At 68.8% G+C, this 17,916-nt stretch carries 11 protein-coding genes; 9 read left to right on the top strand and 2 right to left on the bottom strand.

What is annotated here, in order from left to right:
- Positions 1–33 precede the first annotated feature (33 nt).
- The 3 genes from ACUYMY_RS13650 to rplL all read left to right on the top strand — a co-directional run bounded on the left by ACUYMY_RS13650 (position 34) and on the right by rplL (position 2,939).
- Positions 34–1,569 (top strand): ATP-dependent DNA ligase, encoded by a 1,536-nt coding sequence (locus tag ACUYMY_RS13650; protein WP_481704078.1) that lies wholly within the window; start codon positions 34–36, stop codon positions 1,567–1,569.
- A gap of 319 nt (positions 1,570–1,888) precedes the next feature.
- Positions 1,889–2,479, top strand: coding sequence for a 50S ribosomal protein L10 (rplJ, locus tag ACUYMY_RS13645; protein ID WP_481704077.1), 591 nt, complete (start codon positions 1,889–1,891; stop codon positions 2,477–2,479).
- Between the two features lie 79 nt (positions 2,480–2,558).
- The gene (gene rplL, locus ACUYMY_RS13640) at positions 2,559–2,939 is read left to right on the top strand and encodes a 50S ribosomal protein L7/L12 (protein WP_481704076.1); all 381 of its coding nucleotides are present in this window, start codon (positions 2,559–2,561) and stop codon (positions 2,937–2,939) included.
- A 116-nt stretch (positions 2,940–3,055) separates the two neighbouring features.
- Here the strand turns inward: rplL and ACUYMY_RS13635 are convergent, their stop codons facing one another.
- Together ACUYMY_RS13635 and ACUYMY_RS13630 are read right to left on the bottom strand one after the other, a co-directional pair.
- Positions 3,056–3,550: an aminoacyl-tRNA deacylase gene (locus ACUYMY_RS13635; protein ID WP_481704075.1), complete on the bottom strand. Its 495-nt coding sequence runs from the start codon at positions 3,548–3,550 to the stop codon at positions 3,056–3,058.
- A 9-nt stretch (positions 3,551–3,559) separates the two neighbouring features.
- The gene (locus ACUYMY_RS13630) at positions 3,560–4,753 is read right to left on the bottom strand and encodes an acetyl-CoA C-acetyltransferase (protein ID WP_481704074.1); all 1,194 of its coding nucleotides are present in this window, start codon (positions 4,751–4,753) and stop codon (positions 3,560–3,562) included.
- 401 nt (positions 4,754–5,154) lie between these two features.
- On the opposite strand from ACUYMY_RS13630, the gene rpoB reads away from it, so the two are divergent.
- The 6 genes from rpoB to tuf all read left to right on the top strand — a co-directional run bounded on the left by rpoB (position 5,155) and on the right by tuf (position 17,872).
- A complete protein-coding gene (gene rpoB / locus ACUYMY_RS13625) occupies positions 5,155–8,655 on the top strand; it encodes a DNA-directed RNA polymerase subunit beta (RefSeq protein WP_481704073.1) in 3,501 nt (1,166 codons plus the stop codon).
- Positions 8,656–8,710: 55 nt separating this feature from the next.
- Entirely contained in the window at positions 8,711–12,610 is a 3,900-nt protein-coding gene (locus tag ACUYMY_RS13620; protein ID WP_481704072.1) for a DNA-directed RNA polymerase subunit beta', read from the top strand.
- Between the two features lie 824 nt (positions 12,611–13,434).
- Complete coding sequence (gene rpsL / locus ACUYMY_RS13615; RefSeq protein WP_077490633.1) at positions 13,435–13,809, top strand: 30S ribosomal protein S12; 375 nt, start codon at positions 13,435–13,437, stop codon at positions 13,807–13,809.
- A complete protein-coding gene (rpsG, locus tag ACUYMY_RS13610; RefSeq protein WP_077490634.1) occupies positions 13,809–14,279 on the top strand; it encodes a 30S ribosomal protein S7 in 471 nt (156 codons plus the stop codon). The genes rpsL and rpsG overlap by 1 nt, the downstream gene beginning before the upstream one ends.
- Positions 14,280–14,354: 75 nt before the next feature.
- Positions 14,355–16,469 (top strand): elongation factor G, encoded by a 2,115-nt coding sequence (gene fusA / locus ACUYMY_RS13605; RefSeq protein WP_481704071.1) that lies wholly within the window; start codon positions 14,355–14,357, stop codon positions 16,467–16,469.
- Between the two features lie 212 nt (positions 16,470–16,681).
- A complete protein-coding gene (gene tuf, locus ACUYMY_RS13600; protein ID WP_481704070.1) occupies positions 16,682–17,872 on the top strand; it encodes an elongation factor Tu in 1,191 nt (396 codons plus the stop codon).
- Positions 17,873–17,916: the final 44 nt, after the last annotated feature.

The following is a 17,916-nucleotide window of genomic DNA, read 5'->3' as shown; positions in this document are numbered from 1 at the left end:
CCGCCGGGCGGCGGGTGGTGCGAGACTGGGCGCATGCTGCTCGACGAGCTCGTCTCCACGGCAGAGGCGGTCGCCTCCACGCGCTCGCGGCTCGCGAAGGTCGAGGCGCTCGCGCAGCTGCTGCGGCGGCTCGCCCGCGAGTCGCCAGACGAGGTGGGGCTCGCCGTCGGGCTCCTAGTGGCCAGGCCGCGGCAGGGCCGGGTCGGCGTCGGCTGGCGCGGGCTCTCGCAGTCCCGGGGGGATACGCCGGCGGCCGCGGTGCCGTCGCTCACCGTCGCCGACGTCGACGCGTTCCTCGACCGGCTCGCCGCCACGTCCGGTACCGGGTCCGGGGCGGCGCGCGCCGAGCTCCTGGGCGGGTTCATGCGGCGCGCCACCGAGCGGGAGCAGCGGTTCCTCGTCGGGGTGCTGCTCGGGGAGATGCGCACGGGCGCCCTCGAGGGCGTGCTCGCCGACGCGATCGCGGCCGCGGGCGGCAGGCCGGCCGCGCTCGTGCGGCGCGCGGCCATGCTGTCGGGCGACCTCGGCGAGACGGCCCGGATCGCCCTGGCCGGGACTGAGGAGGACCTCGCGGGCGTCGGGCTCGTCGTCGGCCGGCCCGTCCTGCCGATGCTTGCGGCCACGGCGAAGACCCCGAGCGAGGCGCTCGCGTCGACGGGGGAGGCCTCGGTCGAGGTCAAGCTCGACGGCGCGCGGATCCAGGTGCACCGGGCGGGCCACGACGTGCGCGTGTTCACGCGCAGCCTCGCCGACATCACGCACCGCGTGCCCGAGGTCGTCGACGTCGTGCGGGCCATGCCGGCGCGGGACGTCATCCTGGACGGCGAGACGCTCGCCCTCGACGAGGACGGGGCCCCGCGGCCGTTCCAGGAGACCATGTCCCGGTTCGGGGCCGACGCGGCGCGCGAGGCGGTGCTCCGGCCCTGGTTCTTCGACGTCCTGCACGTCGACGGAAGGGACCTGCTCGACGAGCCGCTCGCCGTGCGCCGCGCCGAGCTTGTCAGGCTCGCGCCGGAGCACATCGTCCCGGGCGAGGTGACCGGCGATCCCCAGGCCGCCGAGCGCTTCTCGCGCGAGGCGCTCGCCGCCGGGCACGAGGGCATCATGGTCAAGGCCATCGGCTCGCTGTACGCCGCGGGCCGCCGCGGCTCGAGCTGGATCAAGGTCAAGCCCGTCCAGACGTACGACCTCGTGGTCCTCGCGGCCGAGTGGGGCAACGGCCGCCGGCAGGGCTGGCTGTCGAACCTGCACCTCGGCGCGTACGACCCGGAAGGGGAGTTCGGCGAGCCGGGCGGCTTCGTCATGGTCGGGAAGACGTTCAAGGGCCTCACCGACGAGATCCTGCGCTGGCAGACCGAGCACTTCCCGACCATCGAGGCCCGCCGCGACGCGCACGCCGTCTACCTCGAGCCGGTCACCGTCGTCGAGATCGCGATCGACGGCGTGCAGCGGTCCTCGCGCTACCCCGGAGGGATCGCGCTGCGCTTCGCGCGCGTCAAGCGCTACCGCGACGACAAGCGGCCCGGCGAGGCGGACACCATCCAGACGCTGCGGGCCCTGCTGCGGTAGCGGCGGGCGGCTCACGACGGCGGGTGGGCCGGGCGCGCGGGGCGCGCGGCCGGCGTCGTGCGCACCGGCGATTTGGTGAGGCGTGCAACGTCCCGTACAGTTGAAGGACCAAAGACCGCCGGTCGTTGGATGCTGCGTGCCGAAAGCCGGGACGCGCTCCCAACTGAAAGTCCCCGTCCGGGGGCGGCCTGCGCAGGTGAACCGAGCGAAAGCCTACAGGCCGCACAGCGGCCCGCATGCCACGCCCCGTGCATCTGCGCGGGGCGTTCCTGTTTCCCGGGGGCCGGACAGCCGGCACTGTTTCCCCGGAAGGAGGGTTATGGCAACGCCTACCAAGGTGGCAGCAGTCGAGGAGATCACCAAGGATTTCCAGGAGTCGACCGCTGCGGTCCTGACCGAATACCGCGGGCTCACCGTCGCCCAGCTCAAGCAGCTGCGTCGTTCGCTCGGCACCGAGAACAAGTTCTCGGTCGTCAAGAACTCCCTGACCGCCATCGCAGCCAAGGAAGCCGGTGTCGACGCGTTCGACGGCCAGCTCGCCGGGCCGACCGCGATCGCGTTCATCAAGGGTGACGCCGTTGCGGCCGCCAAGAGCCTGACCGACTTTGCCAAGGACAACAAGCAGCTCATCATCAAGACGGGCTACTTCGAGGGCAAGGCGCTCGACGCTGGCGAGGTTGCCGCCCTGGCAGCCCTGGAGTCCCGCGAGCTGCAGCTCGCCAAGGTTGCCGGCGTCCTCAAGGCGCCGATGGCCGCGGCTGCGCGCATCATCGACGCCCTGCGTCTCAAGCTCGAGGAGGAGGGTGGCGCTCCGGCTGCCGCCGAGGCTCCCGCTGCTGAGGCCGAGGCCCCCGCTGCTGAGGAGGTTGCGGCTCCGGCCGAGGCCGCCGCAGCCACCGAAGAGGCCTGACCTCTTCCCCCAACCCCCACTCTCTCGGTGCGCCGCCTGACTGTCTAGCGGGGCACCACCAAGCGAAAGGACGCCAACCATGGCGAAGCTCACCCAGGACGAGCTGATCGAGGCCTTCAAGGAGCTCACCATCATCGAGCTCTCCGAGTTCGTGAAGAAGTTCGAGGAGGTCTTCGAGGTCACCGCTGCTGCCGTGGCCGTCGCCGGCCCGGCCGGCGGTGCCGGCGAGGCCGCCGTCGAGGAGGAGAAGGACTCCTTCGACGTCATCCTCGAGGCCGCTGGCGACAAGAAGATCGCGGTCATCAAGGAGGTCCGTGGCCTCACGTCGCTCGGCCTCAAGGAGGCCAAGGACCTCGTCGACGGTGCTCCGAAGGCCGTCCTCGAGGGCGCCAACAAGGAGACCGCCGAGAAGGCCAAGGAGGTCCTCGAGGCCGCCGGCGCCACGGTCACCCTCAAGTAGTTCCCGCCCGCACCGCAGGCCCCGCGCCTGCACCGCGTGCTCGAAGGGCCCCGCAGTCCGATCCAATCGGACTGCGGGGCCCTTCCGCGTCCCCGCCGAGGCGGCGGAGCCGGGGGTCAGGCCGGGTCGCTGATGTCCGCCACCGTCGCGCCGAGGGCACGGACGAGCTGCCCGGAGTCGACGAACGCGCTGCGCCCATGCGCTCCCGCTCCCATGGAGACGCGCCCGGTGATCGCCGCGTCCGCGACGACGGGCCACGCCGTCGTGGACCCGAGCGGCGTGATGGTCCCGCGCTCGTAGCCGGTCGCCTCGAACGCGACGTCGGCTGGCGGCAGCGAGAGCCGGTTCACGCCGAGCAGGGCCCGCAGCTTGGGCCACGAGATCTGCCGGTCGCCCGGGATGAGGGCGAACAGGAACGTCCCGTCGGGGCGCTTGACCACGAGGGACTTCACGATCTCCCGCGGCTCGATGCCCAGGATCGCCGCGGCCTCCTCGAGGCTCCGCGCCGCGGCGCGCTCCGCCACGTGGACGTCGAGGCCGTGCTCCCTCGCGGCGGCGAGGAAGCGCGAGTGGCCGTCGGCGCCCGGGGGAGCGCCGCCGTCGTGCGTCACCACGGCTGCTCAGTCCCTGTACAGGAGGAGCGCCTCGCCCTGCCCGCCGCCGCCGCAGAGCGAGACGGCGGCCCGGCCCGAGCCGCGCCGGGCGAGCTCGTGCGCCGCGTGCCCCGCGAGCCGCGCGCCCGAGGCACCGATGGGGTGCCCGAGGGCGATCGCGCCGCCGTGGATGTTGCACTGCCCGAGCGGGTAGCCGAGCTCCTTGAGCGACTGCACCGCGACGGAGCCGAACGCCTCGTTGATCTCGATGAAGTCCAGGTCCGCGGTGGTCCAGCCGGCACGCTCGAGGGCGTCGGCGATTGCGTTGGCGGGCTGGGAGTGGAGCGAGTTGTCCGGTCCGGCGACCTGCCCAGGGCGCCCGACGACGGCGAGCCAGGACAGGCCGTGGTCCTCGGCGTAGGCGCGGCTCGTCAGCACGAGCGCGGCGGCGCCGTCGGAGAGCGGCGAGGAGTTCCCGGCCGTGATGGTGCCGTCGGTCGCGAAGGCGGGCCGGAGCGGGGCCAGGGTCTCGACGGTGGTGGCGGGGCGGACGCCCTCGTCGTCCGTGAGGGTGACCGGCTCGCCCTTGCGCGGCTTGACGGTCACGGGGGCGATCTCGCCCTCGAAGACGCCCTCGGCCTGGGCCTTGGCGGCCCGCTGGTGCGATGCGGCGGCGACCTCGTCCTGCGCGAGCCGGTCGATCCCGAGCGTGAGGTTCTTCGACTCCGTCGAGAGGCCCATGGATTGGCCGTCGAAGGCGTCCGTGAGACCGTCGTGGGCCGCGACGTCGAGGGCTCCGACCGTGCCGTAGGTCCAGCCCTGGCGGGAGCCCGGGAGCACGTGCGGGGCGCGGGTCATGGACTCCTGGCCGCCGGCGACGACGACGGTCGCGTCACCCGCGCGGATCATGCGGGCCGCGTCGATCACCGCGGTCAGGCCCGAGAGGCAGACCTTGTTGATGGTCACGCAGGGCACGTTCCACCCGACGCCGGCCGCGACGGCGCTCTGCCGGGCCGGGTTCTGGCCGGCGCCGGCCTGGAGCACCTGACCCATGATGACGGCGTCGACAGCGGCCGCTCCCGTGCCGCTGCGCTCGATCGCCGCCCGGATCGCGTGCGCCCCGAGCTCGACGGCGGTGAACGGGGCGAGCTGGCCGTTGAGCCTGCCCTGCGGCGTGCGGGCCGCGGACAGGATGACAACGTCGTTGTTGTCGGAGCTCATGGTTCCCTCTTCCTTGACGGTTCCTGCGGGTTGGGTCTGGTACCTGTGCTCAGGCTACCCCCGGGGCCACGCGCCCGCATTCGGCTGTGCCCGCCGTGTGCCCTCCGTGTGCCCGCCGCATTCTGCTGGGATCGCAGCGGTGTACAGTTGTCTCGCGCGGCAGGGCAGAGGGGCCTTGCGGGCCCGGCTTCCTTCCCGAGGCACTTGACCGGAACCCGGACGTGCGCTAGACACGCGCGCACGTTTGGGGTATCTTGGATCTTTGCGTTCTCCCTTTTAACCTCCAGCCTTCATATAGCGGTGGGCTCGTGGGCGGCGGTCCTTCAACAGAAGAAGTTGGCGGGTAGCCGCGCGTCGGGGGAGGGTGCGGACAATCCTGAAGGTCTGTGGAAGGATCCCTCTTGGTCGCCTCGAGCACCTCTGACTACCAAACCGCTAGCACCGACGGTGCGAACCGCCGTCTCTCTTTCGCCAAGATTCACGAACCGCTGGATGTTCCGAATCTCCTTGCCCTCCAGACCGAGAGCTTCGACTGGCTCGTCGGCAACGAGCGCTGGCAGGCGCGGGTCGCGCAGGCCCAGGCCGAGGGCGACGACAGCGTCGCCACGACGAGCGGCCTCTCCGACATCTTCGAGGAGATCTCCCCGATCGAGGACTTCCAGGGCACCATGTCCCTGAGCTTCTCCGAGCCGGAGTTCGCCGACCCGAAGTACACCGTCGCCGAGTGCAAGGACCGCGACGCCACCTACTCGGCCCCGCTGTACGTCAAGGCCGAGTTCATGAACAACAACACGGGCGAGATCAAGCAGCAGACCGTGTTCATGGGCGACTTCCCGCTCATGACCGAGAAGGGCACGTTCGTCGTCAACGGCACCGAGCGCGTCGTCGTCTCGCAGCTCGTCCGCTCTCCGGGCGCCTACTTCGAGCGCACCGCCGACAAGACGAGCGACAAGGACATCTTCACCGCGAAGATCATCCCGTCCCGCGGCGCGTGGTTCGAGCTCGAGATCGACAAGCGCGACCAGGTCGGCGTCCGTCTCGACCGCAAGCGCAAGCAGTCCGTGACCGTCCTGCTCAAGGCGCTCGGCTGGACCGAGGGCCAGATCCTCGAGGAGTTCGGCGAGTACGACTCGATGCGCGCGACGCTCGAGAAGGACACCACCGAGACCCGCGAGGACGCGCTCCTCGACATCTACCGCAAGCTCCGCCCGGGCGAGCCGCCCACGGTCGAGGCCGCGCAGTCCCTCCTGGACAACCTCTACTTCAACCCGAAGCGCTACGACCTCGCCAAGGTGGGCCGCTACAAGCTCAACCGGAAGCTCGGCGTCGAGCGCGCCCTCGGTGAGAAGGACGCCTCCGTCCTGCACATCGAGGACATCGTCGCGATGATCAAGTTCCTCGTCGCGCTGCATGCCGGCGAGAAGTCGATCAAGGGCACCCGCGACGGCGCCGAGACCGACATCCGCGTCGAGGTCGACGACATCGACCACTTCGGCAATCGACGCATCCGCGCCGTCGGCGAGCTCATCGAGAACCAGGTCCGCACGGGCCTGTCCCGCATGGAGCGAGTCGTGCGCGAGCGCATGACGACGCAGGACGTCGAGGCGATCACGCCGCAGACCCTCATCAACATCCGCCCGGTCGTGGCCGCGATCAAGGAGTTCTTCGGGACCTCCCAGCTGTCGCAGTTCATGGACCAGAACAACCCGCTCTCGGGCCTGACCCACAAGCGCCGCCTCTCGGCGCTCGGCCCCGGCGGCCTGTCCCGCGACCGCGCGGGCATGGAGGTCCGTGACGTCCACCCGTCGCACTACGGCCGCATGTGCCCGATCGAGACCCCTGAAGGCCCGAACATCGGCCTCATCGGCTCGCTCGCGTCCTACGGCCGGATCAACCCGTTCGGGTTCATCGAGACGCCGTACCGCAAGGTCAACGGCGGCATCGTCTCCGACGAGGTCGCGTACCTGACCGCCGACGACGAGGCCGAGGTCCAGATCGCCCAGGCCAACTCGCCGCTGAACGAGGACGGCAGCTTCGCCGAGGACATGGTCCTCGTCCGCCAGCGCGGCGGCGGCGGCGAGCCCGTGCTGATCCCGGCCGACGAGGTCGAGTTCATGGACGTCTCCCCGCGCCAGATGGTGTCGGTCGCGACGGCCCTCATCCCGTTCCTCGAGCACGACGACGCCAACCGAGCCCTCATGGGCGCGAACATGCAGCGCCAGGCCGTGCCGCTTGTCCGCTCCGAGGCGCCAGTCGTCGGCACCGGCATGGAGCGCGCGGCCGCCGTGGACGCGGGCGACGTCGTCGTGGCCAAGAAGGCCGGCGTCGTCACCGAGGTCTCGGCGGACCTCGTCGTCGTGCTCAACGACGACGGCACCGAGACGAACTACCGGATCGGCAAGTTCGCCCGCTCGAACCAGGGCAACTGCTACAACCACCGCGTCCTCGTCGACGAGGGTGTCCGCCTCGAGGTCGGCGGCATCATCGCCGACGGCCCGGCGACGGACCAGGGCGAGCTCGCGCTCGGCAAGAACCTCCTCGTGGCGTTCATGTCGTGGGAGGGCCACAACTTCGAGGACGCGATCATCCTCTCGCAGCGCCTCGTGGCCGAGGACGTCCTGTCCTCGATCCACATCGAGGAGCACGAGATCGACGCCCGCGACACGAAGCTGGGCGCCGAGGAGATCACGCGTGACATCCCGAACGTCTCGGAGGAGGTGCTCTCCCAGCTCGACGAGCGCGGCATCATCCACATCGGTGCCGAGGTCGAGGCGGGCGACATCCTCGTCGGCAAGGTCACCCCGAAGGGCGAGACCGAGCTGACCCCGGAGGAGCGCCTCCTGCGCGCGATCTTCGGCGAGAAGTCCCGCGAGGTCCGCGACACGTCCCTCAAGGTCCCGCACGGCGAGTCCGGCACGGTGATCGGCGTGCGCGTGTTCGACCGCGACAACGACGACGAGCTGCCCCCGGGCGTGAACCAGCTCGTGCGCGTCTACGTGGCCGCCAAGCGCAAGATCACGGACGGCGACAAGCTCGCCGGCCGCCACGGCAACAAGGGCGTCATCTCCAAGATCCTCCCGGTCGAGGACATGCCGTTCCTCGCCGACGGCACGCCCGTCGACGTCGTCCTCAACCCGCTCGGCGTGCCCGGCCGCATGAACGTCGGCCAGGTCCTCGAGACGCACCTCGGCTGGGTCGCCAAGACCGGCTGGAAGGTCGAGGGTGAGCCGGAGTGGTTCAAGAACCTGCCGAACATGCCGCGCGAGACGGGCCCGAACCAGACCCTCGCGACGCCGGTGTTCGACGGCGCCCGCGAGGAGGAGATCGCCGGCCTGCTCGACTCGACGAATGTCACGCGTGACGGCGACCGCCTGATCAACTCCTCGGGCAAGGCCCAGCTGTTCGACGGCCGCTCCGGCGAGCCGTTCCCGGACCCGATCTCCGTGGGCTACATGTACATCCTGAAGCTCCACCACCTCGTGGACGACAAGATCCACGCGCGCTCGACCGGCCCGTACTCGATGATCACCCAGCAGCCGCTCGGGGGTAAGGCGCAGTTCGGCGGCCAGCGCTTCGGCGAGATGGAGGTGTGGGCCCTCGAGGCCTACGGCGCCGCCTACACGCTCCAGGAGCTCCTGACGATCAAGTCGGACGACATCCACGGCCGCGTGAAGGTGTACGAGGCGATCGTCAAGGGCGAGAACATCCCCGAGCCGGGCGTGCCCGAATCCTTCAAGGTCCTCATCAAGGAAATGCAGTCCCTGTGCCTGAACGTGGAGGTCCTCTCCGCCGACGGCCAGACCATCGAGATGCGCGATGCCGATGATGCGGTCTTCACCGCTGCGGAGGAGCTGGGCATCGACCTCTCCCGCGACGAGCCCAGCTCCGTCGAAGAGGTCTGACCTCCTCCCCGCACCGGCACGAACGACTTAGAGACACGAGAGATAAGGGACCACATTGTCCAGCGAATCCTCCTTCGGCCTCATGCAGATCGGCCTCGCGACCGCGGACGACATCCGCGCCTGGTCGCACGGCGAGGTCAAGAAGCCGGAAACCATCAACTACCGCACCCTCAAGCCCGAGAAGGACGGCCTCTTCTGCGAGAAGATCTTCGGCCCGTCCCGTGACTGGGAGTGCTACTGCGGCAAGTACAAGCGCGTGCGCTTCAAGGGCATCATCTGCGAGCGCTGCGGCGTCGAGGTGACCCGCGCCAAGGTCCGCCGCGAGCGCATGGGCCACATCGAGCTCGCTGCGCCCGTGACGCACATCTGGTACTTCAAGGGCGTCCCGTCGCGCCTCGGCTACCTGCTCGACCTGGCCCCGAAGGACCTCGAGAAGGTCATCTACTTCGCGGCCTACATGATCACGAAGGTCGACGAGGAGCGCCGGCACGAGCAGCTGCCGAACCTCCAGGCCGAGCACGACCTCGAGCGCAAGCGCCTCGTGGACAACCGCGACTCCGACATCGCCGCCGTCGCCCGCGACCTCGAGGAGGAGCTGGGCCGGCTCGAGGCCGAGGGTGCCAAGGCCGCGGACAAGAAGAAGGCCCGCGACCTCGCCGACAAGACGATGGCGACCATCCGCAAGCGCGCGGATGCCGACATCGAGCGCATGGAGGCGGTCTGGGACCGCTTCAAGAACCTCAAGGTCGCAGACCTCGAGGGCGACGAGGCGCTGTACCGCGAGCTCCGCGACAAGTACGGCATGTACTTCGAGGGTTCGATGGGCGCCGAGGCGATCCAGAAGCGCCTCGAGTCCTTCGACCTCGAGGCCGAGGCCGACAACCTGCGCGACATCATCCAGAACGGCAAGGGCCAGCGGAAGACCCGTGCGCTCAAGCGCCTCAAGGTGGTCAACGCGTTCCTCACCACCGAGAACAAGCCGCAGGGCATGGTCCTCGACGCCGTCCCGGTGATCCCGCCGGAGCTGCGCCCGATGGTCCAGCTGGACGGTGGCCGCTTCGCGACCTCCGACCTCAACGACCTGTACCGCCGCGTGATCAACCGGAACAACCGCCTCAAGCGACTGCTTGACCTCGGTGCGCCGGAGATCATCGTCAACAACGAGAAGCGCATGCTCCAGGAGGCTGTGGACTCGCTGTTCGACAACGGCCGCCGCGGCCGCCCCGTGACGGGCCCGGGCAACCGCCCGCTCAAGTCGCTCTCGGACATGCTCAAGGGCAAGCAGGGCCGGTTCCGCCAGAACCTGCTCGGCAAGCGCGTCGACTACTCGGGCCGTTCGGTCATCGTCGTCGGCCCGCAGCTCAAGCTGCACCAGTGCGGCCTGCCCAAGCAGATGGCCCTCGAGCTTTTCAAGCCGTTCGTCATGAAGCGGCTCGTGGACCTCAACCACGCGCAGAACATCAAGAGCGCCAAGCGCATGGTCGAGCGCTACCGCCCGCAGGTCTGGGACGTGCTCGAGGAGATCATCACCGAGCACCCGGTGCTGCTCAACCGTGCGCCCACCCTGCACCGCCTCGGCATCCAGGCCTTCGAGCCGCAGCTCGTCGAGGGCAAGGCCATCCAGCTGCACCCGCTCGTCTGCGCCGCCTTCAACGCGGACTTCGACGGCGACCAGATGGCCGTGCACCTGCCGCTGAGCCCGGAGGCCCAGGCCGAGGCCCGCATCCTGATGCTGTCCTCGAACAACATCCTCAAGCCGTCGGACGGCCGTCCCGTGACCCTGCCCTCGCAGGACATGATCATCGGCCTGTACCACCTCACGACCAAGCGTGAGGGGGCCGAGGGCGAGGGCCGCGTGTTCTCCTCGGTGGCCGAGGCGATCATGGCGCACGACGCCCGTGAGCTGCACCTCAACGCGCAGGTCAAGATCCGCCTCGAGGGCTTCGTCCCCTCCGCGGAGCGCCCCGCGCCCGAGGGCTGGGAGCCCGGCACGCCGGCGCTGATCGAGACGTCGCTCGGCCAGGTCATCTTCAACGAGACCCTGCCCGAGGACTACCCGTGGGTCGAGTCCGTCGCGGACAAGGGCCAGCTCTCCCGGATCGTCAACGACCTCGCGGAGCGCTACCCGAAGGTCGTCACGGCCGCCACGCTGGACAACCTCAAGGACGCGGGCTTCTACTGGGCGACCCGCTCGGGCGTCACGGTGGCCATCTCGGACATCGCCGTGCCCGACGCGAAGCCCGGCATCCTGGCCGGCTACGAGGACCGCGCGGCGAAGATCCAGAGCCAGTACGACAAGGGTCTGATCGACGACGAGGAGCGCCGCTCCGAGCTCATCGAGATCTGGGACAAGGCGACCACCGAGATCGCGTCGGTCATGCGCGAGTCCATGCCGAAGATGAACACCATCAACCGCATGGTCTCCTCGGGCGCCCGTGGTAACTGGATGCAGGTCCGCCAGATCGCGGGTATCCGCGGCCTCGTGGCCAACCCGAAGGGTGAGATCATCCCGCGCCCGATCAAGTCCTCCTACCGCGAGGGCCTGTCGGTCCTGGAGTACTTCATCGCGACGCACGGTGCCCGCAAGGGTCTGGCCGACACGGCTCTCCGTACGGCCAACTCGGGCTACCTCACGCGTCGACTCGTGGACGTCTCCCAGGACGTCATCGTCCGCGAGGAGGACTGCGAGACCGAGCGCGGCCTCAACGTCACGATCGCGGTGCCGGACCACAACGGCGAGCTCGTCAAGGACGAGAACGTCGAGAACACGGCGTACACGCGCACCCTCGCGGTGGACGTGACCGACTCCGAGGGCAATGTCCTCGCGGAGGCCGGCGCCGACCTCGGCGACGTGCTGATCGACACGCTCATTGCCGCCGGCATCCAGGAGATCCGGGTCCGCTCGGTGCTCACCTGCGAGTCCGCCGTCGGCACGTGCGCGAAGTGCTACGGCCGCTCGCTCGCCTCGGGCAAGCTCGTGGACATCGGCGAGGCCGTCGGCATCATCGCGGCCCAGTCGATCGGTGAGCCCGGCACGCAGCTGACCATGCGTACGTTCCACACCGGCGGCGCCGTCTCGGCTGGCGGTGGCGAGGACATCACCCAGGGTCTGCCCCGTATCCAGGAGCTCTTCGAGGCCCGCACCCCCAAGGGTGTGGCCCCGATCTCCGAGGCCGCCGGCCGCGTGACGATCGAGGACACCGAGAAGCAGCTGCGGATCGTGCTGACGCCGGACGACGGCACCGAGGAGATCGCCTACCCGGTCTCCCGGCGTTCGCGCCTGCTCGTCGAGGACGGCGACCACGTCGGCGTCGGCCAGCGGCTCGTGAACGGCCCGATCGACCCGAAGCAGGTCCTGCGCATCCAGGGCCCGCGCGAGGCGCAGAAGTTCCTCGTCGACGAGGTCCAGGGCGTGTACCGCAGCCAGGGCATCGGCATCCACGACAAGCACGTGGAGGTCATCGTCCGCCAGATGCTGCGCCGCGTCACGGTCATCGAGTCCGGCGACACGGAGCTGCTCCCGGGCGAGCTCGCCGAGTCCCGCCGCTACCGCGACGAGAACCGCCGCGTCGTGTCCGAGGGCAAGAAGCCGGCCTCCGGCCGTCCCGAGCTCATGGGCATCACGAAGGCGTCGCTCGCCACGGAGTCCTGGCTCTCGGCCGCGTCCTTCCAGGAGACCACCCGCGTCCTCACGCAGGCGGCCATGGAGGGCAAGAGCGACCCGCTGCTGGGCCTCAAGGAGAACGTCATCATCGGTAAGCTCATCCCCGCCGGCACCGGCCTGCCCCGCTACACGGAGGTCACGGTCGAGCCCACGGAGGAGGCCAAGGCGACGCTCTTCACGGGTCCGAGCGCGTTCAGCGACTTCGCCTACGACCCGCTCAGCGGCGACGGCGTCCAGGAGTTCCACGCGATCCCGCTGGACGACTACGACCTGGGCGGCGACTTCCGCTGATGTCGCGCCGCCCGCCGTCGTGAGCTGCTGAGACGCACGACGGCGGGCACGCACCACGGGCGGCCGGCACCCCTTCGGGGGCGCCGGCCGCCCGCGCGTATACACCCCGGCCCGTCCCCGTCGAGATGGGGGACTGGGACGCCGAGATCGGGGACTGGGACGTCGAGGTGGCGCCGAATGCCGAGGCGGGCAATCGGGGCCTATGTCGCATCAGCTGCCCTGGCCGCCCGCATCAGCGGCCCTGGCCCGCATCAGCGGCCCTGGCCCGCATCAGCGGCCCTTGACCGCGAGGGCGGCCCGGAGCCGGGCCGCCCTCGCGGCCAAAGGCCGCACAAGTTGCGGGACAGCGAGCTCGCGGCCAAAGGCCGCACAGGTTGCGGGACAGCGAGGCAATGCTTCTCGCGATGCCCGGAGGAGACCGGTCAGCCCCCATCTCGGCGTCCGCCCCCCACTTCGGGGTCACCCGCCCCCATCTCGGCGGTCTTGTCACCCCATCTCGGGGGTCAGAAGCCCCCATCTCGGCGTCCGTGGACCCGACATCGGGAGCCTCCCGGAGGTCCGGTTCGGCGCGGATGAGCGCGCGTGATAAGCTTTCTTCGATTGTTTCTGTGTGGCAGTGGATGAAGGCCGTCGGAATCTGGGCGGAGACGCCGAGCGAATCGACGGGGCCTGTTTCCGGGTTGCGGGGTTGGTGCGCAACGAATGCCACACTTTTGCACGCCTACGGTCGGTTGCCGCAGCGAGTGCGAAGCAACCGACATTGCCCGCCGCCCCGTTGAGGGAGACGCGGGCGAACAGTTCAACGAAGTACGGAGAACACGAAAGTGCCTACTATTCAGCAGTTGGTCCGCAAGGGCCGCACGCCGAAGGTCTCCAAGACCAAGGCTCCTGCCCTCAAGGGCAACCCGATGCGCCGTGGCGTGTGCACTCGCGTGTACACCACGACCCCGAAGAAGCCGAACTCTGCCCTCCGCAAGGTCGCCCGTGTGCGCCTCACCGGTGGCGTCGAGGTCACGGCCTACATCCCGGGCGTCGGCCACAACCTGCAGGAGCACTCGATCGTGCTCGTGCGCGGCGGCCGTGTGAAGGACCTCCCCGGCGTCCGCTACAAGATCGTCCGCGGTGCCCTCGACACCCAGGGTGTCAAGAACCGCCAGCAGGCCCGCAGCCGCTACGGCGCGAAGAAGGAGAAGAAGTAATGCCTCGCAAGGGTCCTGCACCGAAGCGTCCCCTCGTCGTCGACCCGGTCTACGGCTCGCCGCTCGTGACGCAGCTCATCAACAAGGTTCTCGTGGACGGCAAGAAGTCCACCGCTGAGCGCATCGTCTACGGCGCCCTCGAGGGTGCCCGCCAGAAGACGGGTGGCGACCCCGTCGCCGCGCTCAAGAAGGCCATGGACAACGTCCGCCCGACCCTCGAGGTCCGCTCGCGCCGCGTCGGCGGCGCCACCTACCAGGTTCCGGTCGAGGTCAAGCCGGGCCGCGCCACCGCGCTGGCCCTGCGCTGGCTCGTGGGCTACTCGAAGGCCCGCCGCGAGAAGACGATGACCGAGCGTCTCCAGAACGAGATCCTCGACGCTTCGAACGGCCTCGGTGCCGCGGTGAAGCGCCGCGAGGACACCCACAAGATGGCCGAGTCGAACAAGGCCTTCGCCCACTACCGCTGGTAATACCAGCGTTCGCCGCCGGCCCCACGAGGGCCGGCGGCGAATGTGCAGCCAATTAGGGACAAACAGGGAGACACCGTGGCACTCGACGTGCTTACCGACCTCAGCAAGGTCCGCAACATCGGCATCATGGCGCACATCGATGCCGGCAAGACCACCACGACCGAGCGCATCCTCTTCTACACGGGCGTGAACCACAAGATCGGCGAGACGCACGACGGCGCCTCGACGACCGACTGGATGGAGCAGGAGAAGGAGCGCGGCATCACCATCACGTCCGCGGCCGTGACCTGCTTCTGGAACAAGAACCAGATCAACATCATCGACACCCCCGGCCACGTGGACTTCACGGTCGAGGTCGAGCGCTCCCTGCGCGTGCTCGACGGCGCCGTCGCCGTCTTCGACGGCAAGGAGGGCGTCGAGCCGCAGTCCGAGACGGTGTGGCGCCAGGCGGACAAGTACAACGTCCCGCGCATCTGCTTCGTCAACAAGATGGACAAGCTCGGCGCCGACTTCTACTTCACGGTCGACACGATCATCAAGCGCCTCGGTGCCAAGCCGCTCGTCATGCAGCTCCCGATCGGCGCCGAGAACGACTTCGTCGGCGTCGTGGACCTGCTCTCCATGAAGGCCTTCGTGTGGCCGGGCGACGCCAAGGGCGACGTGACCATGGGTGCTGCGTACGAGACCCAGGAGATCCCCGCCGACCTTCGCGAGAAGGCCGAGGAGTACCGCCACCAGCTCGTCGAGGCCGCCGCCGAGGCGTCCGAGGAGCTCACGGAGAAGTACCTCGAGGGCGAAGAGCTGACCATCGACGAGCTCAAGGCGGGCATCCGCAAGCTCACGGTCAACTCGGAGATCTACCCGGTCTTCTGTGGCTCCGCGTTCAAGAACCGCGGCGTCCAGCCGATGCTCGACGCGGTCATCGACTTCCTCCCGTCCCCGCTCGACGTGCCCGCCATGATCGGCCACGACCCGAAGGACGAGTCGGTCGAGATGACCCGCAAGCCGAGCGCCGAGGAGCCGTTCTCGGCCCTCGCGTTCAAGATCGCTGCGCACCCGTTCTTCGGCCAGCTCAACTTCATCCGCGTGTACTCGGGCAAGGCCACCTCCGGCCTGCAGGTCCTGAACTCCACGAAGGGCAAGAAGGAGCGCCTCGGCAAGCTCTTCCAGATGCACGCCAACAAGGAGAACCCGGTCGAGGAGGTCTCGGCGGGCCACATCTACGCCGTGATCGGCCTCAAGGACACCACGACGGGTGACACGCTCTGCGACGTCAACAACCCGATCGTCCTCGAGTCGATGACTTTCCCGGAGCCCGTGATCTTCGTGGCCATCGAGCCGAAGACCAAGGGCGACCAGGAGAAGCTCTCCACCGCCATCCAGAAGCTCTCTGCTGAGGACCCGACGTTCACCGTCTCCCTCAACGAAGAGACCGGCCAGACCGAGATCGGCGGCATGGGCGAGCTCCACCTCGACATCCTCGTGGACCGCATGCGCCGCGAGTTCAAGGTCGAGGCCAACGTCGGCAAGCCGCAGGTGGCCTACCGCGAGACCATCAAGAAGAAGGTCGAGAAGGTCGACTACACGCACAAGAAGCAGACTGGCGGTTCCGGCCAGTTCGCCAAGGTGCAGGTCACTTTCGAGCCGCTCGAGACCTCCGAGGGCACGTTCTACGAGTTCGAGAACGCCGTCACCGGTGGCCGCGTCCCGCGTGAGTACATCCCGAGTGTGGACGCCGGCATCCAGGACGCCATGCAGTTCGGCATCCTCGCGGGCTACCCGATGGTGGGCGTCAAGGCGACCCTCATCGACGGCGCCTACCACGACGTCGACTCCTCGGAGATGGCGTTCAAGATCGCTGGTTCGCAGGTGTTCAAGGAGGGCGCGCGCCGCGCCAACCCGGTCATCCTCGAGCCGCTCATGGCCGTCGAGGTCCGCACGCCCGAGGAGTACATGGGCGACGTGATCGGCGACCTGAACAGCCGCCGTGGCCAGATCCAGGCCATGGAGGACGCTGTCGGCGTCAAGGTCGTGCGTGCCCTCGTGCCGCTGTCCGAGATGTTCGGCTACATCGGCGACCTTCGCTCCAAGACCCAGGGCCGCGCTGTCTACTCGATGCAGTTCGACAGCTACTCCGAGGTCCCGAAGGCCGTTGCCGACGAGATCATCCAGAAGTCGCGCGGCGAGTAGTTCTGGACCGCGACCCGTCGCCGTCGTGCGCGCGCCTTGCGCAGTCTGCGCAGTGCAGAGAAGCACGGACGACGGCGGTGGGTCGCCCTCCGCGCGGGGGCCATCTCCCGCGTGATTTCACGAAAAAACACAGCCCCAGTAGACTTGCTGGAGTTTCAGCCGCGACAAGCGCGGTTGGAAGCAGTCTTCTGAATACGTTCTAGGAGGAACACGTGGCGAAGGCAAAGTTCGAGCGGACTAAGCCGCACGTCAACATCGGCACCATCGGTCACGTTGACCACGGTAAGACGACGCTGACTGCTGCCATCTCGAAGGTGCTTGCCGACAAGTACCCGGATCTGAACGAGAAGCGCGACTTCTCGTCGATCGACGCTGCTCCCGAGGAGCGCCAGCGCGGCATCACCATCAACATCGCCCACATCGAGTACCAGACGGAGAAGCGCCACTACGCTCACGTCGACGCTCCGGGCCACGCTGACTACATCAAGAACATGATCACGGGTGCGGCGCAGATGGACGGCGCCATCCTCGTGGTTGCCGCCACGGACGGCCCGATGGCCCAGACCCGTGAGCACGTTCTGCTCGCCCGCCAGGTTGGTGTTCCCTACCTGCTCGTCGCGCTGAACAAGGCCGACATGGTCGAGGACGAGGAGCTCCTCGACCTCGTCGAGATGGAGGTGCGCGAGCTCCTCTCCTCGCAGGGCTTCGACGGCGACAACGCCCCGGTCGTGCGCGTCTCGGGCCTCAAGGCCCTCGAGGGCGACCCCAAGTGGGTTGCCTCGGTCGAGGAGCTCATGGAGGCTGTCGACGAGAACGTTCCGGACCCGGTTCGTGACCGCGACAAGCCGTTCCTCATGCCGATCGAGGACGTCTTCACCATCACCGGCCGCGGTACGGTCGTCACGGGCCGCGCCGAGCGCGGTACCCTCGCCCTCAACTCCGAGGTCGAGATCGTCGGCATCCGCCCGATCCAGAAGACCACGGTCACGGGTATCGAGATGTTCCACAAGCAGCTCGACGAGGCCTGGGCCGGCGAGAACTGTGGCCTCCTGCTCCGCGGCATCAAGCGCGAGGACGTCGAGCGTGGCCAGGTTGTCGTCAAGCCGGGCTCGATCACCCCGCACACCGACTTCGAGGCGAACGTCTACATCCTCTCCAAGGACGAGGGTGGGCGTCACAACCCGTTCTACTCGAACTACCGCCCGCAGTTCTACTTCCGCACCACGGACGTGACCGGTGTCATCACCCTCCCCGAGGGCACCGAGATGGTCATGCCGGGCGACAACACTGAGATGACCGTTGCGCTCATCCAGCCGATCGCCATGGAGGAGGGCCTCGGCTTCGCCATCCGCGAGGGTGGGCGCACCGTCGGCTCGGGCCGCGTCACCAAGATCATCAAGTAGTCCTCACCGGACTGCAGCCCACGGGCTGATCTGAGGAAGACCCC

Source organism: Sinomonas sp. T428B (assembly GCF_056780155.1).
Note: the sequence above shows the minus strand (reverse complement) of the source record. Positions and strands in the feature narration are given on the sequence as shown.

Coding starts and splice junctions, on each gene's coding strand:
- rpsG (WP_077490634.1), top strand. CDS start 13,809: ATGCCTCGCAAGGGTCCTGCACCGAAGCGTCCCCTCGTCGTCGACCCG.
- rplJ (WP_481704077.1), top strand. CDS start 1,889: ATGGCAACGCCTACCAAGGTGGCAGCAGTCGAGGAGATCACCAAGGAT.
- ACUYMY_RS13630 (WP_481704074.1), bottom strand. CDS start 4,753: ATGAGCTCCGACAACAACGACGTTGTCATCCTGTCCGCGGCCCGCACG.
- rplL (WP_481704076.1), top strand. CDS start 2,559: ATGGCGAAGCTCACCCAGGACGAGCTGATCGAGGCCTTCAAGGAGCTC.
- ACUYMY_RS13650 (WP_481704078.1), top strand. CDS start 34: ATGCTGCTCGACGAGCTCGTCTCCACGGCAGAGGCGGTCGCCTCCACG.